The sequence below is a fragment of the Mycolicibacterium elephantis DSM 44368 genome (assembly GCF_004014805.1).
GTDB lineage: Bacteria > Actinomycetota > Actinomycetes > Mycobacteriales > Mycobacteriaceae > Mycobacterium > Mycobacterium elephantis.
Map to the genome: position 1 here is coordinate 14682 of NZ_ATDN01000029.1, position 26590 is coordinate 41271.

The following is a 26590-nucleotide window of genomic DNA, read 5'->3' on the forward strand; positions in this document are numbered from 1 at the left end:
GGATATAGCGGTAGCAGACCGTATATATTCCTGTCAGGCCTATGGTACGTGCTGTCGCCCGTCGTAGAAGGTCTGCAGGATGACTGTGCTGCGAGTGCGGACGTTGGCCGCGGTGCGGATCTGTTGCAACAGATCCTCGAGCGCGCGCGCCGAGCTCACCCGCACCAGCAGCACGTAGCTCTCCTCGCCGGCCACCGAGTGACAGGCCTCGATTTCCGGGATGTGCTCGAGCCGGGCAGGCGCATCATCGGGTTGGGACGGATCGAGAGGGGTGATGGCCACGAACGCCGACAACTGGTGCCCGACGGCTTCGGGCTCGATCCTGGCCTGGTATCCGGTGATGACACCGCGTGCCTCCAGGCGTCGCACCCGCGATTGCACCGCCGACACGGACAGGCCGGCACTGGCCGCCAGATGGGCCAGGGTCGCGCGGCCGTCAGCGACCAGCTCGCGGGCCAGAATCCGGTCGATATCGTCCAACTGCACTGGTTCGTGCGGGTGTTCGTCGAATTCACCCATGGCGGCACTGTATCCGAGGCGGTGTCCGCGATCTGCCGGCCATTCCCACGACGTCGAATTGGAGGCGGCATCATGACCGAGAGCCGAACCGCTCCGCTCCCCACCACCACCGCGCTGAGCGCGAGGGTGCGCAGTGCGATGGACGCGCTCGGGGTATCCGTCGAACTCGGCGAGCCCACCGCGGCCGGACTGCCCGCGAGCACACCGATCACCGGAGACGTGCTGTTCACCCTGCCGGAGACGACGCCGGAGCAGGCCGACGCCGCCGTCGCACAAGCGGCGCAGGCGTTTACGACGTGGCGCACCACTCCGGCCCCGGTGCGGGGCGCGCTGGTCGGCCGACTCGGTGAACTGCTCGTCGAGCACAAGGAACATCTGGCGACGCTGGTCACCGTCGAAGCCGGGAAGATCACGTCCGAGGCGCTCGGCGAGGTGCAGGAGATGATCGACATCTGCCAGTTCGCCGTCGGTCAGTCCCGTCAGCTGTACGGCAAGACGATCGCCTCGGAGCGGCCCGGCCATCGGTTGATGGAGACCTGGCATCCGCTCGGGGTGGTCGGCGTCATCACGGCGTTCAACTTCCCCGTCGCCGTGTGGTCGTGGAACGCCGCGATCGCGCTGGTGTGTGGGGACACCCTGGTCTGGAAGCCCTCCGAGCTGACCCCGCTGACCGCGGTCGGCTGCCAGGCGCTGCTGGAACGGGCGGCCGCCGACGTGGGCGCTCCCCAGGGGGTGAGCCGGCTGATAGTCGGCGGGCGGGAGATCGGCGAGCGGCTGGTCGACGATCCGCGGGTGGCGCTGTTGTCGGCCACCGGTTCGGTGCGGATGGGCCGACAGGTCGGCCCACGGGTGGCGCAGCGGTTCGGCAAGGCGCTGCTGGAACTCGGCGGAAACAATGCCGCGATCGTGACGCCGTCGGCCGACCTCGAGCTCGCGGTGCGCGCGATCGTGTTCTCGGCCGCGGGCACCGCCGGTCAACGGTGCACCACGCTCCGGCGTCTGATCGTGCACTCTTCGATCGCCGACGAGCTCGCCGACCGGATCGCTTCGGCCTTTCGGCAGCTGCCGGTCGGTGACCCGGCCGCCGACGGCACGCTCGTCGGCCCGTTGATTCACGAAACCGCCTACCGCGACATGGTCCGCGCGTTGGAGCAGGCGCGCAGCGACGGCGGCGAGGTCTTCGGCGGACGGCGCCACGACTTCGGCGAGGGCTCGTACTACGTCTCCCCGGCGCTGGTGCGGATGCCCGCGCAGACCGAGTTGGTACACACGGAGACGTTCGCGCCGATCCTCTACGTGCTCACCTACGACGAGCTCGACGAGGCGATCGCGCTGAACAACGCTGTACCGCAGGGCCTTTCGTCATCGATCTTCACCACCGACCTCCGGGAGGCCGAGCGGTTCCTGGCCGCCGACGGTTCCGACTGCGGCATCGCCAACGTCAACATCGGCACCTCCGGCGCCGAGATCGGCGGCGCGTTCGGCGGTGAGAAGCACACCGGTGGCGGCAGGGAGTCCGGATCGGACGCGTGGAAGGCGTACATGCGCCGGGCCACCAACACCATCAACTACTCGAGCGACCTCCCGCTGGCGCAGGGGGTGCACTTCGGCTAGGACGTCTCCAACGCCTTGGCGCAGCCGTCGAGGACGGCGCGAAAGCTCCAGCGGAGCAGGCGCGAGCTCACCGGCTCGAAGGCCTTCCCGCCCGACCAGAGCGGATGGGTGTATCTGGTCACCCAGTCGACGTGTGTGCCGGCACCTGCGTCGACGGGGCTGAACGTCAGCGTGCCGCCTTCGTGGACGAAACCCGGAACCGACCGCAGAATCCGGTAGGAGTAGCTGCGCGGCGGGTCGAACGCCGTGTACTCCTCTTCGAACCAGATGCCCGCACCGGTCACGACACGCACCGCGCCTTTTCTCGGCTCCGACGACCCGTCCGCCAGCTTGGCGCCGAAGACGGGGGGCGCCGCCTTCAGGCTCTTCGGGTCGGCCAGCCAGTCGAATACGCGCTCGGGCGGCGCCGCGATGGTGCGTTCGACGTGTAACTCCATCATCGCGCCATTCTAGGTCGAGTGCACATGCGGCCCAATGGGGTTAGTTCGGCGGCACCAGCATGCTCTGCCACGTGCGTTCCCCGTTGGCCGGGGCCAGGTCCTGCTGTGTGTAGACGTTGCCGTCCGGCGCCCGGTAGCTGCCGGTGGTGGGGTCGTAGAACGCGGTCGCGACCGGCGGCACCTCCGGCGGCGCCTGCGGGATGTCCTGCCCGGACAGGGTCGCGTTCGGATCGCCCTTCCAGTTGAACCCGTCGTTGAGCGGCACATACTCCTCGCCGCTCCGACACATCTTCGCGGTGGGCGCGCGCTTCCCCGGCTTCATCATGCAGGGTAGATTCCTGGCGCCGCGCACGGCATTCCACGAGTTCTGAGGTATCCGGCAGTAGAGATCGTCGACCGGCCGATCCGGGGTGTCGGTCAGCGTCGGGATCCGCTGTTGCTGCGCGGGTATGTATCCCGTGGTGCAGGGCGGGGGCAGGTTGAGGTTCAGGTTGAACGACAGGACCAGTCCGGGGTTCGGGGTGTTCTGGTTGGCGACGGTGCCGGCCTGCATGACCGCGACGCCCATGGGCAGCAGCACCAGCAGCTGTTCGATGCCCGGATGGTAGGTGAGGGCGAGTTCGCCGATGCCCAGCAGGTTGTTCATCAGCACGGGCACGGTCGGGTTCAGCCGTTCCATCAGTTGGCGGGCCTGGTCGGCGGCCGCACCGCCGTGTTCGATCAGGCCGGCGACGGCGCTGTCGTGGGTCTTGAGCTGCCGGGTGAGGTCGGCGGCATTGGCCGCCCACGCCTTGATGGCGTCGGCGGTGTCGGCCTGCGAGTCCAGCACCGGTTGCGCCTGGTCGATCAGCGACACCATCGGTTCCAGGTTCGCGCGGGCGTCCATGGCCAGCTGGGTGGACCCCTGCACGATCCGGGAGAGTTCGGGCCCCAATCCGCCGACGGCGGCGTAGCTTTCGTCGACCACGGTCTTGACGTCGTCGCGCGGAATGGCCCGCAGTCCGCGGTTGGCCGCATCGAGCAGCGCGCCGATGTCGGGCGGGGTCGACGTGTCTTCGATCCCGATGACGTCGCCGTCGCGCAGCGGCCGTTCGTGGTCGCTGCGCGGCAGCAGCGCGACGTACTGTTCGCCGATCGCCGACGTGCTGTGCACCCTCGCTTCCAGGTCGGACGGGATCGCAACATCCGAGCGCAGCGAAAGCACCGCGTCCACCCCGGTTTCGGTGATGTTCACCGCGGTGACCCGGCCGACCTCGGTGCCGCGGTAGGTGACGTTCGCGGTCTCGTAGAGCCCGGCCGCCTCCGGCAGTTGCACCGTGACGGTGTAGCGGCCGAGCCCGATCATGGCGGGCAGCTTGATGTAGCCGAAGATCATCACCACGCTCGCGATCACCGCGACGATGGTGAAGATCGACAGCTGCGTCTTCACGTGCCTCGTCAGGCGCATGTCACGGCCCCTGGTCGAGACGGTAGGGAACGACCAGCGGATTCGCCGCCGTGTAGGGGCTCGGTAGTTGGCCGATCGTGCGGCCCCACTGCATCTCCAGCTCGGTCAGATCGCCCTCCCACCGCGTGCCGGTGAACAGGTTGTTGTCGATGCGGCTGAGCGTCAGGTCGACGATCGCGGTGATGTTCGCGTAGTCGCCGCGAATCCAGTTGGCCAGCGGCCCTTTCGGCCACGGGAAGGTGCCCAGGAAGTCCAGCGAGCGGGTCAGGTCGGGGCCTGCGTCGGCCAGCGACTGCAGCACCGGTGCCACCGCTTCGAGTTCCTTGACCAGATTGTCCTTGCTCTGGTTGACGGTGTCGGTGGCCAGCGCGCTGAAGCGTCCGAGCGCGGTGACCGCGTCGGCGAGTTGATCTCGGCGGTCGGCGAGCACCTCCAGCGCGTCGGGGATGCTGTGGATCGCCTTGTCCAACACCGGCTTCTGGTCGGCGACTTGGCTCACCAGCCCGTTGAAGCTCTCGGTGGCGGAGATGATGTCACCGGTCTGGGTGTTGAGCCGGGCGGTGAACTGGTCGATCTGTTCGATCAGCCCGCGCAGGTCGGCTTCGCGCTGGTGAAAAGCGGTCGCGAAGGCCGCGGTGATGTCCTGCACCTGACCGATTCCGCCGCCGTTGAGCAGGAGCGACAGCGCCGCCAGGGTCTGGTCGGTGCCCGGGTAGGCGCCCGCATTCCGCAGCGGGATCAAAGATCCGTTGCGCAGCTTGCCCTCCGGCGGAACCCCGACCGGAGGAGCCAGTTCGATGTGCAGCGAACCCAGCAGGCTCGTCTGCCCGACCTTGGCCGTGGCGTTGGCGGGCAAGTCGACATCCGGATTGAGGGTCATCGTCACCAGCGCGTGCCAACCCTGGCGCTCGATCTTGGTGATCGTACCGACGTTGGCGTCGCCCACCCGCACGCGCGAGTTCTGCTGGATGTAGCCGACGTCGGGCAGCTGCGCCTGCACGACGAAGGAGCCCGGGCCACCGCCCTCGGTGCCGGGCAGTGACAGCGAGTTCAGACCGTGCCACTCACAACCGCTGAGCACCATCGCGGCCATCGCCGCCAGCACACCGGACACGGAGCGGCGCAGCAGGTTTCGTCGGCTCACGGCTGGCCTCCGGGGACCATTATGCCCTCGAGCCCGGCGCTCGGATCGGTCGGTGTCGCAGGCACTTCCGCCGGAAGCGCTGGGCCATGCGTCTGCGCCGGTGGCGGGGGCGACGGTCGGTAATCGGGGCGCAGCCAGTCTTCGGAGTAGGTGAGCTCGTTCGGTCGGGCCGACTGACCGACGACGTAGTTGGCGCCGAGCGGCAGGAAGTTGTACTGGCGGTTCTTGATGATCGGAGCCAGGTACTGCACGCACAGCTTCGCGGACTCCTCGTTGTTCTTCCGCGACGCGGCTTGGATACCGCCGCACAAGAACGAGATCGGGTTCGCGAAGTTCTGCAGTGTGAGGGCTCCGGTGATGCCCTGCTGCGTGGGTTGGTAGATGTTGATGAAGTTCTGCAGGGTGTTCGGGAACAGGTGCAGCGATTGCTCGACGTCGTCGATGCTGTCGTGGACCGCGCTGGTGATCGACGCGAGCTTGTCGGCGGCGGTGCCGATCGCGTCCTGGTTCTCCGAGAGGAACGCGGTGGCCTCGGTGACCACGTGGTTGAGGTCGGCGATCGCGTCGCCGACACCGTCGGGAGCGCTGTTCAACGCCCCGGTCGCTGCGGCGAGGTTCCCGTTGAGCTGACGCAGCAGCGCCGAGCTGTCGTGCAGCGCGGAAACCACCACCGACAGGTTCTTCACGGTCGCGAACGTGTCGGCGCTGTGATCGCCGAGAATCGACAGTGCCCGTGCGAGTTTCACCACGGTGTCGTGGATGTTCACGCCCTCACCGCGCAGGTTGTTCGCGGCGGTGTCGACGAACGCGCCGAGGGTGCTCACGCCGCCGGGCTGCGTCGGCGCCAGCGCTTCGGTGAGCTTCTCCAGTTGCAACCGCAGGTCGTCCCACTCGAGGGGGACGGCGGTGCGGTCCTCGCCGATGACCGCACCGTCGGCCAGCTTCTCCCCACCCGTGTATGCGGGCGTGAGTTGGATCGCGCGGGCGGTGACGAGTTGCGGAGAGACGATCGCGGCCCTCGCGTCGGCGGGCACCGAGTATTTCCCGTCGACCCAGAACGTGATCTTCACGCGCTGCACCTGCGGTTCGATACTCGTTATCCGCCCCACCGGCACACCGAGGATGCGCACTTCGTCGTTGACGTAGAGCCCGTTGCTGTTCTCGAAGTAGGCGGTCAGATGAATTCGGTTGGCGGCAGCCACCGTTCGCCAGATCACCGCGCTGCTCGCGGCGAGTAGCAGCGCCAGCGTCACGGCGAGGCCGATGCGTAAGCGGCGCGACGTCATCGCTGGCCTCCCTCACTCGGCGGGCCGGGCGGCGGTCCTCCCGGCGGGGGTGCCTGCGGTGGCTCGCGGTGCGGATAACAGCCGGGTCCCGGCAACGGCAGGTCGGGCGGGCCGCAGCCCTGGTCGCCGGGATTGCCGGTGATCGCGTCGGGCACGGTCAGGCGTGGTTCGCCACCTTGGCCCGTGCGGGGGTACGGCACCGGCAGCGGCGGGGTGGCCCGCTGACCGACCTGCGGATCCGTGCGTTCGGAGGGCAACAGCACGTTGGGATCGAGCCCGAGGTCGGAGAACGCCGCGTCGACGAACGGCTGAATGAACTGTCCCGGCAGCAGGTTGGCGATGTAGGCCTTGAAGAACGGTCCCGAGGCCACCGACTCTCCCAACGACATCGCGTACTGGTTCAGGTATTTGATCGCCTGCTGCAGACCGGCTTTCCGCGCATCGACGATGGCCAACGCCCCGTTGAGCTTGTCCAACGCGGGACGCAACCGGGCCTTGTTGTCGGCGATGAAGCCCGACAGCTGCTGGGCGAGGGCGGACAGATTGCCCGAAAGCTGCCCCAGGGCATCGCGTTGTGCCAGCAACTCGGCGAGAAGCGCGTTGCTGTTGGCGACCAGCTGGCCGACCTGGTCGGCGCGCTCTGACAGCACCGCACTCGCCTGGTTGGCGTTGGCGAGCAGGCTGCGCAGCGCCGTATCCCGCTCGGCCAGCGTCTGGGAGAACCGGCCGACACCCTCTACGGCGTTGCGGACGTCCGGCGGCGTGTCCTTGAACGTTTCGGCCAGAGTGGCCAGCGACTCCGAAACTCCTGTGGTGTCGAGGCTTTCGATCGTGGCGGTCAGATCACCCAGGGCATCGGGCAGCTGGTAGGGCGACTGGGTGCGCTCGGCCGGGATGGCGCGGCTGAGCCGTCCCTCACCTCGCGGGGTGATCTCGAGCACCTTGGCGCCCAGCAGGCTCTTGGTTCGGATCTTCGCCTCTGTCTGCTCGCCGAGCCGCACGCCCGAATCGACCTTGAATTTCACCAGAACCTGTGCACCTTCGAGGTCCACCGACGACACCTCGCCGATGCGGTATCCCGCAACCTGTACGGGCGCACCCGCTTTCAGGCCACCGGACTCGACGAAGTAGGCGGAGTACTTGTCGGTGCTGTTGAGGAAGGGGAGTTTGTCGTACTGCAGCGCCAGCGCGACGATCGCGATCGTGACGGCGATTCCGATGATGCCGATGATCACCGGGTTGCGTTCCTGGAAGGATCTCATTTCGGCGCACACCGTCCCGTGCTCTGCCCGGCCAACTTGATGTACACCGGTTGACCGCCCTTCCCGTTGACCTTGAGCACCAGGTCGCAGAGGTAGAACGTGAAGAAGTCGCCCATGATGCCCAGCCGGCTGAGCACCTTGTAGGACTCCGGCAGCGTCTCGAGGTACTCGTCGAACCATTCGTGGTCGGCCGCGACGATGGCAGCGACGCGATCGGTTTGCGCCACGGTCTCGTTGGCCGCGGGCCGGGAGCGCACGAGCAGGTCGGCGAGCGTCGCCGACGCGGCATTGGTGTAGGCGACGGAGTTGGCGATCTCGGTCTTGCGATCCGCCAGCCCCTTCGTGAGTTCGGACAGCTTGTCGACGGCCTTGGCGAACTGCTCGCTCTCACCGGCGAACGAGCCCGTCACGGCGTTGAGGTTGATGATCACCTGCCCGATGAGCTCGTCGCGGTCGGCGAGCGTGCTGGTGATCTGCGCGGCCTGGCTCAGGAATGCGCTGACCGTGGCGCCTTCGCCTTGGAACACCGAAATCAACTGGGCCGACAGCATGTTCACCTGCTCTGGGTCGAGCGCGCGGAACAGCGGGCGGAAGCCTCCGAGGAGGGTGTCGAGGTCGAGCGCCGGTTCGGTCAGGTTCGCCGTGATCGTGCCGCGAGGGGGAAGGGGCCTGGTTGCGCCGGTGCCCTCCAGCAGGGCCAGGTACCGGTCACCGATGGGGTTCTCCCACCGGATCGCGGCCTTCGACGCGTCGGTGAGCTCCACGGTGGGGTCCGTCGAGAACTCCACCACGGCTTGGGAATTCTCGTTGATCGAGATGCCCTTCACCTTGCCGACCTCCACGCCGGCGATGCGGACGAAGTCGCCGGACTTCAACCCGCTGACATCGGTGAACTCGGCGCGGTAGAGCCGCTCGCTGGAGAACCGGAACTGCGAGAAGATCGCGAGCAGCCCCGCGGTGCCGAGCAGGCACACGACCACGAAGACGGTGAATCCGATCGCAGCGCGTCGCAGGCTGGTGTTCACGGGTTCGGCTTCCTAAGCTTTCGGGGGCTTTCGGGGCTCACGGCGCAGGCGGCGGGACGGGTGCGGGATCCACGGGCAGCCCGGGATACAGCGGCGTGCCGTCAGCGGCGTACCAGGGTGCGCCGTAGGGCGGCCCACCCGGGTAAGGGGGCGGCGGGCCGGGTGCCGGGCCGGGCAGGCACTCGCCGACGTGCGGCGGTTCGGGGACGGCGCGGGTGACGGGGAAGTAATCGGCCGCGCAGGTGCGTCCGATCCCGGGATTCGGCCGCCAGTCCAAGCCGGTGCCGAAACCGGTGTTGGTCACCAGTTGGCGTACCGGGAAGTTCTTGGCGGCATCGGGCAGCGACCCGCAGCCGGGCTTACCACCGGGTCCGCCCTTGGCGGCCACGATCGGCAGGTTCTCCGGATACCGGTACAGATCGTCGCCGAACGAGATACCCGCATCGAGGAACACCGTCCGGCCGTCGCCGCCGAACCACTCGTTGCCGGCCTTGTCCAGAAAGACCTTCGCGCCCTGGATCGTGCAGGTGTATTCCGGGTTGTACTTGAGCAGCAGGTTGGTCGTCGGCTCAAGCACGTTGATGCCGTCGACGATGCTGTCCTTGTGGGGTGCCAGCAGCTCGGTTCCCCGGTTCGCGAAGCCGGCGGTGCTCAACAGCAACGCATCCAGATGTGCGGCGTGAGCGGTGATTGTGTCCGCCGTAGTGGACGCCGCGTCGATCGACGACAGGATGTTCGCCGCGGCGGAAGCGTAGGCGTCGCTGAAGGCCCCGAACGAGCGCCAGTCGGCGGCGACGGTGTCCATCCGCGGATTGACCGCCTGCAGCACCTGATACGCGTCGGTGGTGGCCCGCCCGATGCGTTCGCCTTGACCGCGCACGCTGTCGGCAACCGTGCTCAGAACGGAGTTCAGCTTCGCCACGTCGATTTGGTCGAGGAGTCCGACGAGGTTGTCGAATACGGTGTTGACCTCGGTGGTGACGTTGCGTGACCGCAGCACCTCACCGGCCGTCAACCGCTGTGGGCTCGGGTCCTCGGGATAGATCAGCTCGACGTACTTGGCACCGAATGCGGTGGTGGACTTGATTTCTGCTTCGACGTTCGCGGGAATGCGGTCGACTTGCCGTGGGAAGATCTCGAGCTGGAGGCTGGTGGGCTGACCGCCGCCTTCGACTCCGGCGACGCGCCCCACCTCGACGCCGCGCAGCTTGACCTTGGCGCCCGATTCCATCACCAAACCGGTGCGTTCGGAGACGAGCGTGACGGCCAGGTAGCGGTTGAAAGTTCCTGCGAACAACGCCATGCACAGAGTCATCAAGCCGATGATGGCGCCGAACATCGCGATCGCCCACCAGACCGGGTGGATGCGCTGTGCCCGTTCCGCGAGTGTCATCGCGCTATCCCGCCAAGTGGAAATTGCCGGACTGACCGTAGATGGCCAGCGAGACGAACAGCACGACGAAGACCGCGGCGATCATGGACGTGCGGACCGCCCGTCCGACGGCCTCCCCCACCCCGGCCGGACCACCGGATGCGGTGAACCCGTAGTAGGTGTGCACCAGCATGATCACGACGGCCATCAGCACCGCCTGAAAGAAGGACCAGATGATGTCGGTCGGGTTCAAGAAGGTGTTGAAGTAGTGGTCGTACACGCCGGAGGACTGCCCGTAGACGACGGTCGTGCCGAATCGGGCCGCCAGAAACGCCGTCGTCATCGCGACGCAGTACAGCGGCATCACGACGACCACGCCCGCGATCAGGCGATTCGACGCCAGGTAGGCGACCGCCCGCACGCCGATCACCTCGAGCGCGTCGATCTCCTCGTTGATCCGCATCGCGCCCAACTGCGCGGTCGCCCCCGCGCCGATGGTGGCGGCCAGCGCGATCCCGGCGATCACGGGGGCGATCAGACGGACGTTGAAGAAGGCCGAGGCGAATCCCGTCAGCGCTTCGACTCCCACGTTGGCGAACTGGTTGTAGCCCTGGACGGCGACCAGCGCCCCGGTGGACAAGGTCAGAAATCCGACGATGACAACCGTTCCGCCGATCACCGCCAACGCGCCTGTGCCCAAGCTCATCTGGGCGATCAGCCGCACCGTCTCGCCCTTGTAGTGCACGATCGCGTCCCTGGTGGACACCAAGGTCTCGAAGTAGAACTGCGCCTGCCTGCCGACGCGGGTGAGCCCGGCCGTGAGGTCGTGGGTGAGCCGGTGCAGTCGCGGCATCCGCGTGCTGGGGACCGCGGCGGTCACAACGTCACCTTCACACCGACGGCGGTCGCGACGATGTTGATCGCGAACAGCGCCACGAAGGTGAACACGACCGTTTCGTTGACGGCGTTGCCGACGCCCGCGGGCCCGCCGCCCACGGAGACGCCTTTGTAGCAGGCGATCAGTCCGGCCGCCAGCCCGAACAGGCTCGACTTGATCAGCGCCACAACGACATCGGGCGCCTTCGTGATCACCGTCAGACCTCCGACGAACGAACCCGGCGTGACGTGCTGAACGAAGACCGAGAACGCGAAGCTGCCGACGAGGCCGACGAGGATCACCACCGACGACAGCAGGGTCGCCACCACCGTGGCCGCGAGTACGCGCGGCACGACCAGCGCCTGGATCGGGTTGACGCCCATCACCTTCAACGCGTCGAGTTCCTCGCGAATGGTCCGCGCCCCCAGATCAGCACACATCGCCGTGGCGCCCGCTCCGGAGACGACCAGCACCGTGACGACCGGGCCGATCTGCGTCACCGTGCCGTATGCCGCTCCGGTCCCCGAGTAGTCGGCGGCGCCGAACTCGACCAGCAGGATGTTGAACGTGAACACCAGCAGGACGGTGAACGGTATCGCCAACATCAACGTGGGGAACAGCGATACCCGAGCGACGAACCAGGACTGAAGGATGAACTCGCGCCAAGCGAAGGGACGGCGCGGAATCGACACCAGCACGTCGAGCGCCATGGCGAAGAAGCCGCCGACGGCCCCCAGCGGCTTGCCCGCTCTCGTCGTACTGAGCTTGTCCAGCCGGGCACTCAGGCTACTCATCCCGGTGTCCGACGCACTCTCGCCACCGAGCAAGTGAACTCATAGGAAACCCATCCTGACATGCGGCGATCACAACCTAAACCTAATGACATGCGGTATTCTCCGCCGGGGTGACAATCTACTAGCAATAGGTTTAGTTGCCAAGCCCGAGTTGTGGACCCATTCGCATTCGGGCGCAGCTGGGCCGCTGCGCACTCACGGCGATGTCAGGCCGACGGCTTCTCGGCGCCGCGCGCGTACTCGTCGCTGAAGATCAGGCCGTAGAGGAAACTGCGGATCCTGTTCGCGAACAGCTCCTTCACCGTGAACTCATTGGCCTCGAGTGCTGCGGTGAGGTTCGGATGCTCCTCGGGGCTCACCGCGGGGAAGAGGGCACCGCGCGTGCGGGGCTTGCGTACCGCCTCGCTCAACACCGCACCCACGCAGAGCGTTTCGACCCCGTCGAGGATCTGCACGTGCAGGTGCACCGGCACGCCGGAGTCGTGGAGGTAACGTGCCGCATCCTCGAATCCGGGCACGAGCAGTTCCCGGGGCAGGTGCTTGATGAGGACCGGCGCCGCGTTGCGGTGGCGCAGCACCGATTGCCGAAAATTCAGCCCGAGGCTGACGAAGTACTCCGGCCAGTCCGGACCCGGCGGGCGCCGCGGCCGGATCACCGACTTGCCGGCGATGTGGCGCGCCACCGCGATGAGGATGTCGTCCTTGCTTCCGAAGTGGTGGTAGAGCGAGGGCGCCCGCACACCCAGATGCTGCGCGAGTCGGGGCAGGCTGAACGCGTCGAGTCCCTCTTCGTCGATGATCTCGATCGACGCCTCGACGGCGGCCGTGCGGCTGATCAAGGGCTTTGACGGCCGGGCCATGTCAGTGAGTTCCTAAACCTCGGGGCGGCGCACCGCCGGGTGTCTCGGCTAGCCAGTATAGGTAGCGCGGGGCGCGAAAAACGGGTCTCGACCGTGCGTTTCGTCGAGTCGTTCGACCTGGTAAGCGATGATTCCATGTAGCTCACGCAGCTCAGTTGCGCGGGGTCCGGCCCAGTCGGCGCCGCCAGTCATGGGCGCCGAGGAGGCGTACCGCCCGCCCCATCAGCCGGGACCGCCAAGGCGCCACCGGGTACCACAGCGGCTCGGACTTCAGAGCGAACCGCTCTTCGACCACGGACTGCTGACGACAGTACTTCAGGACGCCCGCAGCCCCGCCGAACCGCGTGCCGAGCCCGGAGTTCTTCCAGCCGCCCATCGGAATCGGCATCTGGAATGTTGCCACCAGCGCATTGTTGACCGACACCGATCCGGCCTCGATGCGTCGCGAAAGCTGTTCGGCCTTGCGACGATTCCGCGTCCACAAGCTGGAGCTGAGACCGTAGTCGGAGTCGTTGGCCAGCGCGACGGCTTCGTTCTCGTCGGCCACGCGCATGATCGCCAGCGTCGGGCCGAAGGTCTCTTCGCGCATGCACCGCATCGAGTGATCGACGTCGACCAGCACCGTCGGCGCGAAGCCGTTGCCCGGCCTGCGCTGCCCGCCGGTGAGGACCCGGGCTCCCTTGGCGACGGCATCTTTCACATGCTCTTCGACGATGTCGGTCTGGGCGGGGGTGACCATCGCCCCGATATCGGTGGCGAAGCTTCCCGGTGCGTCCATGCCCTGGCGCAGCGCGGCGACCCGCGAGGTCACCAGCGCGACGAAGTCGTCATAGACCGGCGCCTCGACGTACACTCGCTCGACTCCCACGCATGCCTGCCCCGCGTTCGTCATCCCGCCCCACACCGCGGCGCCGGCGGCCCTGTCGAGGTCCGCGTCGGCCAGCACGATCATCGCGTCCTTGCCGCCCAACTCGAGGCTGCACGGGATCAGGCGCTCGGCGCAGCGCACCGCGATGGCCCGGCCGGTGCGCACCGAGCCGGTGAACATCACCATGTCCACCTGGTCCACCACGGCGGCGCCGGCCTCCTGGTCGCCGTTCACCGCCGCAAGGACCGGGGGCGCGCCGATGTCCTCCCGCCAGCCACGCACGACCTCGGTCCAGGTCAGCGGCGTCACCTCAGAGGGCTTGGAGACCACGGCCGCACCGGCGACCAACGCCCCCACCGCGTCCATCATCGGGCCGGCCAACGGGCCGTTCCACGGCGTGATGAGGCCGACGAGTTGGTGCGGGCGGACCTGCACGCGCAACCGGCGGACCGCGTTCGCCACACCGGCGGGCTTGACCTTGCGGTCGGCGAGGAAGCGCTCGGCGTTGGCGGTGAAATAGTTGATGACGTCCAGGGCGACCGACATCTCGAGAGACGCGTCGGCCCACGACTTTCCGGTCTCCTGCTGCACCAGTTCGAGCAGACGTCGCTCGTTGTCGAGCAGCCAATCCAGCCAGCGCAGCAGGTGGTCGCTGCGCCCCCGTGGCCCCAATGCCTCCCACTGCGGCTGAGCGCGACGCAAATCGTCGCAGACCGTGGCGATCTCGTCGGCGCTGAGAGCCGGCACCTCCCCGACTTCACGTCCGTCCACCGGACACCTGACGGAGAGCACCGGCCGCCCGGAACGTCCGTCCGGTCGTCCCGTCACTGCAGCCGGACCTGACATCGTGTGACTCCCTCGGATGATCGGAGGCGATTTACCTAACATCGTAAGTTTTGTCGGCGCCGAAACGCAATGTGACACCGCTATGGACTCGCCTTCAACCTAACGCCTATAGTTTTAGGTGTCGTCGCAGGCCCTCGAGGAGAAGTGCCACATGAGAGTTCGCCTTGACCGCTCCAAGTGCGCTGGGCACGCGCAGTGCTTCGCCGTCGATGCCGACCTCTTTCCGATCGACGACGACGGTTACTCCATCCTGGAATCGCGCGAGGTCGCGCCCGGCGACGAAGAGGTCACCCGCGCAGGCGTCGCGGCATGCCCGGAACTGGCGCTGATCCTCGAAGAGGACTGAGCGCATCCTTCGTTTACAACTGACAAATGACGTATGATGTCAGCATTGGCTCGGTGATCAAGGGAGGCGAATGCCTCGACGCAGAGACGGCTCCGGTCTCAGCAAGGACGTCGACGAGGCGCGCGAGCAGATTCTGGCCGCCGCGGAAGCGGTCATTTTGCGCTACGGCATCCCCAAGACCACGATGGACGACATCGGCAAAGAGGCCGGTGTATCGCGGCCGACGGTCTATCGCTACTTCGGCGATCGGGACGCGCTGGTCGCTGCCCTCATCGAGCGACGCGCACGCATGCTCTTCGAGCGGGCACGAAAATTCATCTTGAGCCATGACACGTTCGCCGAGCAGTTGGTGGAGGGCCTGGTCTACCTCGTGGATCGCGGCCGGAAGGACCCGATCGTGCGCATCCTGGTCAGCCCGGAGCACATGGGCATGACCACCCCCATCGTCGGCGGAACGAACCTGGCCACGAACCTCACGGCGGAGATGTGGGAGCCGATCTTTCGCCGCGCGATGGAACGCGGTGAGATCCGCGCCGACTTCGATCTGGGGGCCGTCGCGGAGTGGCTCGCGCTGGTGCAGTACATGATGGTGGGACGGCTGGATTTCGCCCGTTCGAAAGACCCCGATCACCGCGACATGCTGCGCACGTTCGTGCTGCCGGCGTTTCTTTCGTCCGAGGCCGGCTGAGCACAGCGCCGACCCTTGCCGCACTGCCGATTCCCCACCTCGAAGGAGCATCCCGGATGACGTCGCACCCCGAAGCCCCGAGCTTGTTCATCGACGGCCGGTTTCGCCCGGCCGCCAAGACGATACCGATAATCGAGGCGGCTACCGGCGCGCTGCTGGCCGACGGGCCCTGCGCCACGGAAGCCGACGTCGACGACGCCGTCGCCGCCGCCAACGGGACCGCAGCCCAGGCTTGGCGTGCGTCGGATCCGCGCGACCGCGCGGACGTCCTGAGGCGGTTCGGCAAGGCGCTTCGGTCGCGGGCCGAGCACACCTCGGTGCTCGTCTCCCGCGAGAACGGCATGCCGATCACCCTGTCGCGCAGCGTCAACGGCGCATTTCCCTCCGTGCTCGCCGGGTATTACGCGAAGATGATCGGCGCGTGGGAGGCCGAGGACGTCCGCCCCGCGCTGATCGGCCACACCATCGTGCGGCGGGAACCGGTCGGCGTCGTCGGTGCGATCACCCCGTGGAACTATCCACAGGCGTTGGCCGTCATGAAGATCGCACCGGCGCTGGCCGCGGGCTGCTCGGTCGTCCTCAAGGCTGCCCCCGAAACCGCTCTCGACGCAATGGTTTTCGCCGAGGCCGCCGATGAAGTAGGCATACCGCCGGGCGTGCTCAACATCGTGCCCGGCGACGCCGCCGCCGGCAGCCGGCTGGTCTCGCACCCCGATGTCGACAAGATCGCCTTCACCGGCTCCACCGCAGCCGGCCGAGCCATCGCAGCCGAATGCGGCCGGCTGATCCGTCCGGTCACGCTGGAGCTCGGCGGCAAGTCCGCCGCGATCATCCTCGACGACGCCGACCTGACGGCCACGGTCAACGGACTGCGCACGGCCTCATTCGTCAACAACGGGCAGACCTGTCACCTGAGTTCGCGCATCCTGGTACCCGATTCCCGCTACGCCGAGTTCGTCGAGGCGATCGCGCAGCTGGCGAGCGACCTGGTCGTCGGTGACCCGCTGCAGGAGAGCACCGAGATCGGTCCGCTGGTCAGCCAGCGACAGCGGGAGCGGGTGCTGGAGTACATCCAGCTCGGCATCGACAGCGGCGCCAAACTCGTTGCCGGCGGCGACGTTCCGCAGGACCAGCCGAAGGGCTGGTACGTCTCGCCGACCGTGTTCGCCGATGTCGACAACGCCGACCGGATCGCGCAGGAGGAGATTTTCGGCCCGGTCCTGACGATCACCCCCTACACCGACGACGCCGAGGCGGTGCGCATCGCCAACGACAGCGAGTTCGGGCTCGCCGGGACCGTGTGGTCGCAAGACACCGCGCGCGCCACCGACATCGCACGTGCCATCGACACGGGTTCGATCGGGGTCAACGACTACCAGCTCGACATCCAGTCACCGTTCGGCGGCGTCAAGGCGAGCGGGTTGGGCCGCGAACTCGGTCCCGAAGGCCTGGCGGCCTATCACCGCACCAAGTCGATCTACCGGGCGGGCCCCGCCTGAGCGAATCGTCCGCTCAGCGGACCCCTGCCCAATCGTCCGCTCAGCGGACCCCTGCCCAATCGTCCGCTCAGCGGACCCTGCTGAACTTGTCCGCGATGTCCCGATACGCATCGCGGATCTCGCGTTTCGCGATCTTTCCACTCGGCAACCGCGGCAACGGATCCGAGTTCAAGACCACGTAGCGTGGCACCTTGTAATCCGAGAGGACCCGCTCGCAGTGCGCGATCACGGCGGTCTCGTCCAGGTGGTGTCCTTTGGCGACGGAGATGATCGCCGCCGGAGTCTCCCCGAACCGGGGATCGGGCGCGGGGATGACCGCGACTTCGGCGACACCGTCGAGCGTCGCGATCGCGGCCTCGAGCTCGACCGGCGAGATGTTGATCCCGCCCGAGATGATCAGGTCCTTCATCCGGTCCACGAAGGTGATCCGGCCCTCGGCATCGCTGACGCCGGCGTCACCGCTGTGTAGCCAGCCGTCCCGGATCGCCGCCGCGGTGGACACCGGGTCGTTCCAGTAGCCGGGTGTCACGCCGGGGCCGCGCACCACGATCTCACCCTGCTCGCCGGGTTCGGCGAACGAGCCGTCGGAGTTCATGACCCGGACCTCTGTGAAGATCGACCCGCTGCCACACGAGTCCGGATGCTGGAGCGCTTCCGTTTTCAGGGTCGCGGTGGCAACCCCGCCCGATTCGGTCATGCCGTAGATCTGGCGCAGCAGCACGCCCTTCGCCGCCCATCGCCGCAGCAGGTCCGGTGGCACCGCAGCGCCCCCGACGATGGCGGTCTGCAGGCTGGAAAGGTCGGCTGCGTCGAATTCGGTTGCCCGCGAGAGACTTTCGAAGATCACCGGCACGCCGAACAGGGTCCGCACCTTGTGCTCCTCGATGAGTCGCACCGCGCGCGAAGGGTTGAGTTCGGGCTCGACGATCAGGCTGCCACCCAGCACGGTGGTCAGCAGCAGCCCGTATACCAGGCCTGGGGTGAACGCGAGCGGCAGCACGAGCAGGCTCACGGTGCCGGGGCGGAAGCCCTCCTCGGTCAGCGTGTTCTCCAGCACAATGCTGAGCAACGTCTGGTTCGTGAGGATGACACCCTTGGACAGCCCGGTCGAGCCGCTGGTGAAGATCACCGCGATCGGGTCGTCGAGTGCGCGCTCGACCCGGAAGTCGTCCTGGTCGCCGTCGCACAGCGCGTCGACGATGTCGAAACAGAGCACGGCGAAACCACCGTCGCCCTTCAGCGCCTCCTCGGCGGCGGCGAGCGTCTCGGGTGCGGAGATCAACATGCTCAAGCCGGCGTCGTCGGCCACCTTGCGGATCTCGGCGGGCTTGAGCCGCGCATTGAAGGGCACCAGCACTGCTCCGGACTTGATGATGGCGAGCGCGACCACCGGCCACTGCAGCACGTTGGGTGCCAGCAGGCCCACCCGGTCTCCGGGCGCGACGCCGGCGTCGACCAGCGTGCGTGCCAGCCGGCCGGACCAGTCGTGCAGTTGCCGGTACGTCAGTTTCTCGGGGCCGACGCGGATCGCGACGTCGTCGCCTTTGGTCTTAGCCCACCAGTTCAGCGCGGACCCCACGGTCGCGGCCATGTCCCTCCTTCACGATCCCGGCGGTGGTGCACCGGGTTCACACCGTCTGTAGCGATCCAAACACCGTCGAGCTCACCATGGGTGCCATGGGGCCACCGATCAGCAGCGAGATGTCGGCATCGGCAACGGGGTTCGGCGAGCCGCCACGGATCTGCCGGACCGCCTCCAGCACGAGGCCGATGCCGTGGACGAAGCCCTCGGCGATGTTGCCGCCCGCGGTGTTGATCGGCAGCGCGCCCGCGGGCACCGTCAGGTTGTCCACCGTCATGAACTCGCCGGCCTCGGGACCGGACGGACAAAGCCCGTGGTCGATCATCGCGGCCACCGCCGGGCCGGTGAAGTTCTCGTAGACCTGCGCGACGTCGACATCGGCGGCGCTGATACCCGCGCCGTCCCACAGCCGCCGCACCATTGCCGGATGGAAGCCCGCCGAGGTGTAGCGCTCCTCGTTCTCGGCCGACTCGTTCCATCCCGCCGCCGCCCCCTGCACCCCGGACAGGATGACGGCGGGGGCGCCGGCGTACTCGTCGTGACGGCCGGTCGCGGCGACGAGAATGGCTGCAGCACCGTCGTTTTCGCGTGAGCAGTCATAGAGGTGCAGCGGCTCGGAGATCAGTCGGCTGCTTGCGTAGAGCTCATGGTCGAGCGGCTTGCCGTATGCGACGGCCCGGGGGTTGTTCTGGGCGTGGTGGTAGCCGGCCATCGCGACCGCCTCCAGCGCCGACGGCGGCACACCGTCGACCTCGAGCATCCGCTGCGTGCGCAACGCGCAGATCTGGGCGGGTGTGACGACACCGTGCGCGGTGTAGAGCGTGCCCAGGTGGCCCTTGGCGAACGCGCGCCGTCCGTCCACCGCCTCGGACAGGCCGCGGTACACGGCCACGCAGTTCGCCTGTCCGCTGTAGACCGCCGCGGCCGCACAGTTGACCGCGGCCGCGAGCCCGCCTCCCCCGCCGCCCCAGATCTGCGTCGACCACCGGACCTCATGCACGCCGAGTGCCGCACCGATCGCCAGCCCCTCCGACGAGTCCTCGGAGTAGGACACGAACCCGTCGATGGTGCGCGGATCGCAACCCGCATCGGCGCAGGCCGCCAGGATCGCCTGCAGCACCAGCTGAGCCGAGGTGCGTTCGCTGGTCCCGCGCCGCAGATACTCGGTGGTGCCGACTCCGACCACCGCGGTCGCGCCCCGGAAGCCATCGCTCACGCCCGCGCTCCGTCCAGGCGCCACCGCACCAACGGCCAGTGCCGGTCGTCAGGCGGTTCTTGGATCGTTCCGCGCACCGCGGCTCCGATGGTCGGGGTGATCCCGTCGGCATTCTCGAGCACGCCCAACAGCCGGCACCCCCCAGCGGCCGGCAGCTCGACGAGCACCACTACGTAGGGCAGGTGCCCGGTGGCCTCCGTGGTAAAGGCCTGCCAGGTGCGCGTCCAGGTGTAGACGGTGCCGACGGGATCGACAGGCTCCCAAGTGGTTTCGAAGCTGTGGCACCTAGGGCAGATCGGCCGGGGCGCCCAGATCCAGATCGCACAGTGCGGGCACCGCTGCAGGAGCAGACGGCCGTCGCGCAGTCCGTCCCAGTGCGGGGCGTCCACTCCGTCCCAGGCCGGGCCGGTCGCGTCGATCCACGGCGGCGTTTCGGGAATGTTGCGCACGGCCAATACCCGCCAAGTGCCGTCGTGGAATCTCACCCATCGGCTGCGCAGTTCGAACCAGGTGTCGTCGGGTTGGGTATAGCGGATCACCGCGTCGAAGCGCGCATCGCCGGCGTCGGCGATTCGGCGCACCTCGGCCGACTTCAGCTGGGCGGGAACGTCGGCAGAGCCGATCAGCTGCCCGATCCGGTCGGGGAGGAAATCGGCCAGCACCGCGGGATTGTCCCCGGCGGCAACCGCTTTGCCGTGGGCCTCCACGGTGCTGACCAAGTCTGCGGGCACGGCGGCGTCGAGTTCGATGGTCATCGGCGACCACGGAACTGGAAGCACACGTCGGTGCGGTCGTGCTGGAAGCCGGCGATCCGGCAGGCGTTGACCCATGCGGCGTCGCCGGAGTCGACGTACACGACCACGCCGCTGCGCCCGGCCTCGTGGGCAAGGGCCGCAGCACCGACGAGCAGTCGCCGGCGCGCCTGCGCAGGTGCGTTCGGCGCCGCGCTGACGGCGGTGATGGTCGCGCACATCCCGAATTCCTCTGACCTGACGGGATGGCCGTCGAGCGCGATTACGCCGACCACACGGCCCGCCTCGCGCAGCGCGAACAGCTCACCCGGTGTCGAGGCGTCCACCCACTCGCGCGTGTCGTCGGCCGTCGCGGCCGCAAACGGCTCCAGGACGGGTGCGGCGGTGGCCTCCTGCGCGCACTCCGTCGATCGGATCAGCTTCCACACCCGTTGCGTCCGGGGAATCAAAAACCGGTCACCCAGCCGTCCTGCGGCGGGATGGTTGCCCTGCGCCCATGCGGTGATCGTGTGCGCCCCTGTGCCCAGCCACCCGTCGGTCCCGGCGGCGTCCAGGCCCACCTGCTCGAGCAGCAGGGTGGTGATCCCGATCGAGCGCAGCCGCGGATCGATCACGATGGCGCTCTGCGCGCTGCCGTCGGGGTCGACGACGAGCCGGAGCAGCCCGGCGATCCGTTCCGGTTCCTCCGCCGCGCCCAATGCGGTGCTGTGCGGCAGCATCCAGATCACCAGGAGCTTGATCCGGCTGTCCGCGGTCTGCATCGCGCGTTCGACGTCACGGAAGTTGATGGTGCTGTATTCCGGTTCGGCATCGTATGTCGCGGCCCGATCGAGTAGGTCGGCCAGTTGCGCGGCTTCGTCGGCGTCGAGCCGGGTCCGCCATTCGTACTTGATCATCGTGGCGACGACGCCGCGCCCGCGGCAAGCAGTTTGCGGGTCTCCCTCCGGAACACCTGGTTGGCGGTTTCGTTGCGGCCCAACAGCATTTCGCCGGCATCGGCGCTGGTCATGCCGCGCTGTGCGTTGCGCAGCAAGGGGAAGTCCTCGTCGTGCAGCACCGCCAGCAGGATCTGCCAGTTCTTGTCCCACCGCTTGTTCCAGTGCTCCTCCTCGAGGCCCGAGGCCTCCAGGGTCGGCACGATGAGCCGCTGCTCCATCCGCGAGCGGGTCGGGTCATTCTGGTCCGGCCGGAAGGTGAGCAGCTGGAAGTGATCGGGTTGGCGCAGCAGCGTGCTGTTGGGCAGCAGGAAGTGCGTCTCGGTGACGTAGGCTCCGAGGTCGCGGTCGCCGGGGTCCTCTTCGAGCCAACGGTCGATCGACTTGCGGGGCGCGATGAAGCGGCAGTGCCTGCCGAAGTCCTCGAACGCCATCACGTTGGTGTGGATCACCTTTCCCGCCGTGTTCGGGTGGGCGTACTGGATGTGGTACCCGTCCAGGAAGGCGTCCTGCATGATCTTCCAGTTGGTGGGTTCTTCGAACCCCGCGGACCGGACGCATATCAGCGTGTCGAGTCGGTAGCCGGCGAGGATCGCGTCCATCTCGGGACCGAGCCAGGCGGCGACGTCGATGTCGGCGTGGGCGTTGTCGACGACCCAGATGAACCCGTGCCGTTCCTCACACGGCACCTCGACCAATCCGTGCTTCTCCCTGTCGACCTCACCGAAAGTGGCATCACGGGTGATCATCCGCAGTGAGCCGTCGGGGTCGTAGGACCACCGGTGATAAGGACAGGAGAAGAACCGGCAGCGACCCTTTTCGTTCTCCTCGAGCAGCGCACCGCGGTGCCGGCACAGGTTGACGAAAGCCTTTATCCCGCCGTCTTTCTGGCGAACGACGATGATGTTGTTGCGCGGCATCGCGACGGTCAGGAAGTCGTACGGCTTGGCGATCTCCGAACCGTGCGCCACGATCGACGGCACGACGCCGAAGATGAGATCGCGTTCCGCCTGGGCCAGCACCGGGTCGGTGAACTCGTCGGCGCTGAACCTCACCACCTCGTCGAACTTGTCGGTGGTCTCGTTGCGGAGCAGCTCCAGTGCGCGACGGATGCGATCCTGACGTGGCAGTGACGTGGTCATATCGGCCTTCTACTTCTCGCTACTTCTCGGGGGTGAACGTGATCGGCATGCGCATGCAGCCGCGCACCTGGCTGGAGTGGAAGACCGGCGGGTCGGCCTCCACCAGTTGGTAGTCGGGGATGCGACGGTGCAGCTCCTCCAGCGCGATGCGCAGCTCGAGGCGCCCCAGGTGAGACCCGAGGCATCGGTGCGCGCCCGCCCCGAAGGACAGGTGCCGGTTCGGGTGCCGGGTGACAGTGAACTCGGTCGGGTCGGGGAACTCGCGGGGATCGCGGTTCGCCCCGCACAGCATCAGGATCAGTTGATCGCCCTCGGCGATGTGCACCCCACCGAGTTCGACGTCTCGGGTGGCCCGGCGGCCGGGGATGACGGCCGCCTCGATCCGCAGGATCTCCTCGACCGCCTTGGGGATCAGCGTCGGATCCGCGATGATCGCCGCGCGCTGGTCGGGGTTCTTCGACAGGTGCAGGATCGTCCAGGCCAACGAGCCCCGCACGGTGTGCAGGCCGCCGATCAGCAGCAGGAAGAACATCCGGTTGAGCTCTTCGTCGGTGAGCAGACGGGTGCCGTCGGGCAGCGCCACCTCGGTGTGGACCAGCGTGGAGGTGATGTCGTTTCCGGGATTGGCGCGGCGGTCCTCGACGATCTTCTGGAAGTACCCGAACATCGTGAAGCCGGCCATCATTCGGGCCTGGTTGGACTCCTCCTCGGTGCCGCCGGGCTTGCCGACCAGGATCGTGTCGGTCGCCTCGGTGAACAAGGGGGCATCGGACAGCGGCCAGTCCATCAGCGCGAGGAAGACCCGCGCGGGCAGCTCGTGGGCGAACTGCGAAATCCACTCGGCCTCACCTTTGTCGGCGAACGCGTCGAGCAGTTCGTTGACGACGGCGCGGATGTCGCCGTCGAGCTTCTTCATCCGCTGCGGGCTGAACAGCGGCTGCAACGCCTGGCGGTACGCCGTGTGCTCGGGCGGGTCGAGCTCCAGCGGGATGAACTTGCCGATGTCGCTGGTGACGAGGTTGTTCGGATAGCTCGAGAACGTCTCGGGGTCGACAAGGACCTGGTGAATCTCCTTGTAGTGGGTGACGATCCAGTGACCGCCGTAGGCCGAGGAGTACACCACCGGCCCCTTGGCGGCCAGCTCGGCGACCCGCTCCTGCATCACGTCGACCGGCGCGGCCAGGCTCGGGTCGTAGACGTCGAAGTCCACGATGAGTTCAGCGGGCACCTTTTCAACAGTGGTCATCTGATCTCCGATCGAAAGTTGTTGCCGTGATGCGTTTCTCAGGACGCCGGTTCGGGGTTGAGGTCCTCCGGGAACCACATGCCCACCCGGGCCAGGGTGCCGCCGTCGGTCGCACCGATCGTGGCGCCCGAAATGTAGCCGGAGTCATCGGACGCCAGGAACAGGGCGACCTTCGCGTTGTCGCGCAGTGACGGCGGCCGCGGAACCTTGAGCGGGATCGGCGAAGCGGTCGGGTTCCACGGACCCGCTGTCTCCTCGTAGGACTGCCCGACCACCGGCGCGCCCGGCGGCATCAGGAAGTTGGGTGACATGCCATGCGTGGGAGCGATCGCGTTGACCCGGATGCCGTACCGGCCGAGATCGAGGCTCAGCGCGCGGACCAGGCCGTTGACGCCTGCCTTGGTCGCGCAGTAGAGGGCGATCTTGGGGTAGGCCACCAGGGACGCGGCCGACGAGGTGGCGAGAATGACGCCACCGCCGTTGGCCTTCAGGTGCGGAACCGCGGCCTGTGCGGTGAACACCACGCCGCTGAGGTTCACCCCGAGCACGTGCTGCCAGTCCGCCTCGGTGAGATCCTCGAACTCGACCGGGTCCTCGAGACCCAACGCCGCGCCGCCGCCGCGGGACACTATTCCCGCGTTCGCCCACGCGATGTCGAGCCGACCGTAGTGCTCGACGGCCGCGTTGACGGCATCGGTGATCTGACGCTTGTCGGCGACATCGGCGGTGATGGAGACGCCGTCGCCACCGGACTGCTCGACGAGCTTGCGCGTCTGCTCGGCGCGCTCGGCGTCGATGTCCACGACGGCGATCCTGGCGCCCTCGCCGCTGAACAGCACCGCGCTCTCACGGCCCAACCCCGAGCCCGCGCCCGTGATCAACGCAACTTTGCCTTGCAGTCTCATGACCCTCCTCCGGGTATCCGCGGTGGTGTTCGCATCGAGGTATCGCAGGAGGCCCGTCCGTGAGTCGGAGATGGCTGGTGTGACCCCTACCACCGGTTCGGCGAAAACCTTACGACAATAGGTATAAGACGTCAATCAAGAAATGTCAGCTGACGCCGATGGGACATAAATTCGCACTTCAATGGCGTGTAGCTACGCTTGCACGCCAGGTGTCCGACCGCGTGCGCCTAACCGATTTTGGGCTACAGGATGGGTCTGCCGCCGGTCACCGCGATGCGCGCACCGGTCACGTAGCTGGCTTCGTCGGAGGCCAGCATCACGTAGACCGGTGCCAGCTCGACCGGTTGCCCGGCGCGGCCCAGCGGGGTGTTCTCCCCGAACTGCTTGACCTTCTCTGGCGGCATCGTCGATGGGATCAGCGGCGTCCAGATGGGGCCAGGCGCGACGCTGTTGGCGCGAATGCCCTTCTCGCCCAACATCTCCGCCAGGCTCGCTGAGAAGTTCGCGATCGCGGCCTTGGTCGCCGCGTACGGTGCCAGCTTCGGGTTGGGCATATCGGAGTTCACCGAGGAACTGCCGATGATCGACGCACCGGCGCCCATGTGCGGCAGCGCGGCCTTCACCAGATAGAAGTAGGCACCCACGTTGAGCCGGAAGGTGTAATCCCATTCCTCGTCGCTGATCTCGTCGAGGGTGTCGTGGGTCATCTGGTAGGCGGCGTTGTTGACGAGCACATCGATGCCGCCGAACTCCTCCACGGCCCTGTCGACCACCGCCCGGCAGTGCGCCGGGTCGGAGAGATCCCCGGGCATCAACACGCACTTGCCGCCGGCGTCGCGCACGTAGCGCTCGACCTCCTTGGCGTCCTCGTCCTCGTTGAGGTACGCGATCAGCACGTCGGCGCCTTCGCGCGCGTAGGCGATCGCGACCGCGCGACCGATCCCGCTGTCCCCGCCGGTGATGATCGCCCGCTTGCCTTCAAGCCGGCCCGAACCGCGGTAGCTGGTTTCGCCGCAATCCGGAACGGGGTCCATCTGCGCCTGCGCACCGGGCGGTGATTGTTGTTGTTCAGGGAAGCCCATCTGTGTTCGCCCTCCTCGACGGCTGCTCGACACGCAGGTGATTACCCTGATCGGCGCCGTCGAATCGGGTTGAGGTCACGGCATCACCAGGTTGTTGCACATGTGCCAATTAAGATGTCCGTATGTCTGAACCCAGGCGGCGGCTATCTCCCGACGACCGGCGCAACGAACTGTTGGCGCTCGGCGCCGAGGTGTTCGGGCAGCGGCCCTACGACGAGGTCCGCATCGACGAGATCGCCGAGCGTGCAGGCGTTTCCCGCGCCTTGATGTATCACTACTTCCCCGACAAGCGGGCGTTCTTCGCCGCGGTCGTGCGCGCCGAGGGCGAACGGCTGTTCAAAGCCACCAACACCCCGCCGAAACCCGGGCAGAGCCTGTTCGACCAGCTGCGCGAGGGCGTGCTGGCCTATCTGCGCTACGACGAGGAGCACCCGTACGGCGCATGGGCGGCCTACGTGGGGATGGGCCGCCAAGACCCCGTGCTGCGCGGCATCGAGGACGTCGACAACGTCCGCCAGGCAGACCGCATCGTCGCGCGGATACACGCCGCGGCCGGCGAAGAGCTGGACTCCAAGGTGGAGCGGGACCTGCGTATCACGGTCTACGGCTGGCTGGCGTTCACGTTCGAGATGTGCCGTCAGCGCCTGATGGAGCCCTCGATCGACGTCGACCAGGTGGCTGCGGCGTGTGCGCACGCCCTGCTCGACGCGATCGAGCGAGTGCCGGGGATTCCGGCGAAGTTGGCCGATGCGGTCGCCGGTAAGCACCGATGACCTCCGAGCGCGCGGAAAATGATGCTCCTATTGATGTCAAGCGATTTGGAGCCAGGTTCTGTAGGTTTCA

Annotated in this window: 25 protein-coding genes; 5 read left to right on the forward strand and 20 right to left on the reverse strand. The window is 67.4% G+C overall.

What is annotated here, in order from left to right:
* Positions 1-39: 39 nt before the first annotated feature.
* Positions 40-519 (reverse strand): Lrp/AsnC family transcriptional regulator, encoded by a 480-nt coding sequence (locus MELE44368_RS18795; protein WP_128109885.1) that lies wholly within the window; start codon positions 517-519, stop codon positions 40-42.
* Positions 520-591: 72 nt separating this feature from the next.
* Here MELE44368_RS18795 and amaB point away from each other — a divergent pair, with 72 nt between their 5' ends.
* On the forward strand, positions 592-2133 hold the full coding sequence (gene amaB, locus MELE44368_RS18800; RefSeq protein WP_128109886.1) for an L-piperidine-6-carboxylate dehydrogenase: 1542 nt from the start codon (positions 592-594) through the stop codon (positions 2131-2133).
* Here amaB and MELE44368_RS18805 read toward each other — a convergent pair.
* The 11 genes from MELE44368_RS18805 to MELE44368_RS18855 form a co-directional block, all read right to left on the reverse strand.
* Positions 2130-2573, reverse strand: coding sequence for an SRPBCC family protein (locus MELE44368_RS18805; protein WP_128109887.1), 444 nt, complete (start codon positions 2571-2573; stop codon positions 2130-2132). The genes amaB and MELE44368_RS18805 overlap by 4 nt on opposite strands.
* 40 nt (positions 2574-2613) lie before the next feature.
* Positions 2614-4020, reverse strand: a complete 1407-nt coding sequence (locus MELE44368_RS18810; RefSeq protein ID WP_128109888.1) for an MCE family protein — start codon at positions 4018-4020, stop codon at positions 2614-2616.
* Between the two features lies 1 nt (position 4021).
* On the reverse strand, positions 4022-5113 hold the full coding sequence (locus MELE44368_RS18815; protein ID WP_128109914.1) for a virulence factor Mce family protein: 1092 nt from the start codon (positions 5111-5113) through the stop codon (positions 4022-4024).
* Between the two features lie 47 nt (positions 5114-5160).
* The gene (locus tag MELE44368_RS18820) at positions 5161-6450 is read right to left on the reverse strand and encodes an MCE family protein (protein ID WP_128109889.1); all 1290 of its coding nucleotides are present in this window, start codon (positions 6448-6450) and stop codon (positions 5161-5163) included.
* Positions 6447-7712 (reverse strand): MCE family protein, encoded by a 1266-nt coding sequence (locus MELE44368_RS18825; RefSeq protein ID WP_128109890.1) that lies wholly within the window; start codon positions 7710-7712, stop codon positions 6447-6449. Before MELE44368_RS18825 ends, MELE44368_RS18820 begins: the two co-directional genes overlap by 4 nt.
* A complete protein-coding gene (locus MELE44368_RS18830; protein ID WP_128109891.1) occupies positions 7709-8737 on the reverse strand; it encodes an MCE family protein in 1029 nt (342 codons plus the stop codon). The genes MELE44368_RS18825 and MELE44368_RS18830 overlap by 4 nt, the downstream gene beginning before the upstream one ends.
* 37 nt (positions 8738-8774) lie before the next feature.
* On the reverse strand, positions 8775-10130 hold the full coding sequence (locus tag MELE44368_RS18835) for an MCE family protein (protein ID WP_128109892.1): 1356 nt from the start codon (positions 10128-10130) through the stop codon (positions 8775-8777).
* Positions 10131-10134: 4 nt separating this feature from the next.
* Complete coding sequence (locus MELE44368_RS18840; RefSeq protein WP_441338868.1) at positions 10135-10989, reverse strand: ABC transporter permease; 855 nt, start codon at positions 10987-10989, stop codon at positions 10135-10137.
* Positions 10986-11780, reverse strand: coding sequence for an MlaE family ABC transporter permease (locus tag MELE44368_RS18845; RefSeq protein WP_128109893.1), 795 nt, complete (start codon positions 11778-11780; stop codon positions 10986-10988). The genes MELE44368_RS18840 and MELE44368_RS18845 overlap by 4 nt, the downstream gene beginning before the upstream one ends.
* A gap of 206 nt (positions 11781-11986) precedes the next feature.
* On the reverse strand, positions 11987-12640 hold the full coding sequence (locus tag MELE44368_RS18850) for a TetR family transcriptional regulator (RefSeq protein WP_128109894.1): 654 nt from the start codon (positions 12638-12640) through the stop codon (positions 11987-11989).
* Between the two features lie 151 nt (positions 12641-12791).
* Positions 12792-14354: an aldehyde dehydrogenase family protein gene (locus tag MELE44368_RS18855; protein ID WP_128109895.1), complete on the reverse strand. Its 1563-nt coding sequence runs from the start codon at positions 14352-14354 to the stop codon at positions 12792-12794.
* Between the two features lie 151 nt (positions 14355-14505).
* Here MELE44368_RS18855 and MELE44368_RS18860 point away from each other — a divergent pair, with 151 nt between their 5' ends.
* The 3 genes from MELE44368_RS18860 (at position 14506) to MELE44368_RS18870 (ending at position 16887) form a co-directional block, all read left to right on the forward strand.
* The gene (locus MELE44368_RS18860; RefSeq protein WP_128109896.1) at positions 14506-14700 is read left to right on the forward strand and encodes a ferredoxin FdxE; all 195 of its coding nucleotides are present in this window, start codon (positions 14506-14508) and stop codon (positions 14698-14700) included.
* 70 nt (positions 14701-14770) lie between these two features.
* On the forward strand, positions 14771-15388 hold the full coding sequence (locus MELE44368_RS18865) for a TetR/AcrR family transcriptional regulator (RefSeq protein ID WP_128109897.1): 618 nt from the start codon (positions 14771-14773) through the stop codon (positions 15386-15388).
* Between the two features lie 56 nt (positions 15389-15444).
* Positions 15445-16887 (forward strand): aldehyde dehydrogenase, encoded by a 1443-nt coding sequence (locus tag MELE44368_RS18870; RefSeq protein WP_128109898.1) that lies wholly within the window; start codon positions 15445-15447, stop codon positions 16885-16887.
* Positions 16888-16954: 67 nt separating this feature from the next.
* Here the strand turns inward: MELE44368_RS18870 and MELE44368_RS18875 are convergent, their stop codons facing one another.
* The 8 genes from MELE44368_RS18875 to MELE44368_RS18910 all read right to left on the reverse strand — a co-directional run bounded on the left by MELE44368_RS18875 (position 16955) and on the right by MELE44368_RS18910 (position 25747).
* The gene (locus tag MELE44368_RS18875) at positions 16955-18478 is read right to left on the reverse strand and encodes a class I adenylate-forming enzyme family protein (RefSeq protein WP_128109899.1); all 1524 of its coding nucleotides are present in this window, start codon (positions 18476-18478) and stop codon (positions 16955-16957) included.
* Positions 18479-18515: 37 nt separating this feature from the next.
* Positions 18516-19685: a thiolase C-terminal domain-containing protein gene (locus MELE44368_RS18880; protein WP_128109900.1), complete on the reverse strand. Its 1170-nt coding sequence runs from the start codon at positions 19683-19685 to the stop codon at positions 18516-18518.
* Complete coding sequence (locus MELE44368_RS18885; RefSeq protein WP_128109901.1) at positions 19682-20440, reverse strand: Zn-ribbon domain-containing OB-fold protein; 759 nt, start codon at positions 20438-20440, stop codon at positions 19682-19684. The genes MELE44368_RS18880 and MELE44368_RS18885 overlap by 4 nt, the downstream gene beginning before the upstream one ends.
* Positions 20437-21333 (reverse strand): hypothetical protein, encoded by an 897-nt coding sequence (locus MELE44368_RS18890; protein WP_128109902.1) that lies wholly within the window; start codon positions 21331-21333, stop codon positions 20437-20439. Before MELE44368_RS18890 ends, MELE44368_RS18885 begins: the two co-directional genes overlap by 4 nt.
* Positions 21330-22514, reverse strand: coding sequence for an aromatic ring-hydroxylating oxygenase subunit alpha (locus tag MELE44368_RS18895; protein ID WP_128109903.1), 1185 nt, complete (start codon positions 22512-22514; stop codon positions 21330-21332). Before MELE44368_RS18895 ends, MELE44368_RS18890 begins: the two co-directional genes overlap by 4 nt.
* A gap of 19 nt (positions 22515-22533) precedes the next feature.
* Positions 22534-23760: a cytochrome P450 gene (locus tag MELE44368_RS18900; protein WP_128109904.1), complete on the reverse strand. Its 1227-nt coding sequence runs from the start codon at positions 23758-23760 to the stop codon at positions 22534-22536.
* 38 nt (positions 23761-23798) lie between these two features.
* Complete coding sequence (locus tag MELE44368_RS18905) at positions 23799-24665, reverse strand: SDR family NAD(P)-dependent oxidoreductase (RefSeq protein WP_128109905.1); 867 nt, start codon at positions 24663-24665, stop codon at positions 23799-23801.
* 242 nt (positions 24666-24907) lie between these two features.
* Positions 24908-25747 carry an SDR family oxidoreductase gene (locus MELE44368_RS18910; RefSeq protein ID WP_128109906.1) on the reverse strand — a complete coding sequence of 280 codons (840 nt, stop codon included), beginning with the start codon at positions 25745-25747 and terminating at the stop codon, positions 24908-24910.
* A gap of 122 nt (positions 25748-25869) precedes the next feature.
* Between MELE44368_RS18910 and MELE44368_RS18915 the strand changes: the two genes are divergently transcribed.
* Positions 25870-26520 carry a TetR/AcrR family transcriptional regulator gene (locus tag MELE44368_RS18915; protein ID WP_128109907.1) on the forward strand — a complete coding sequence of 217 codons (651 nt, stop codon included), beginning with the start codon at positions 25870-25872 and terminating at the stop codon, positions 26518-26520.
* Positions 26521-26590: the final 70 nt, after the last annotated feature.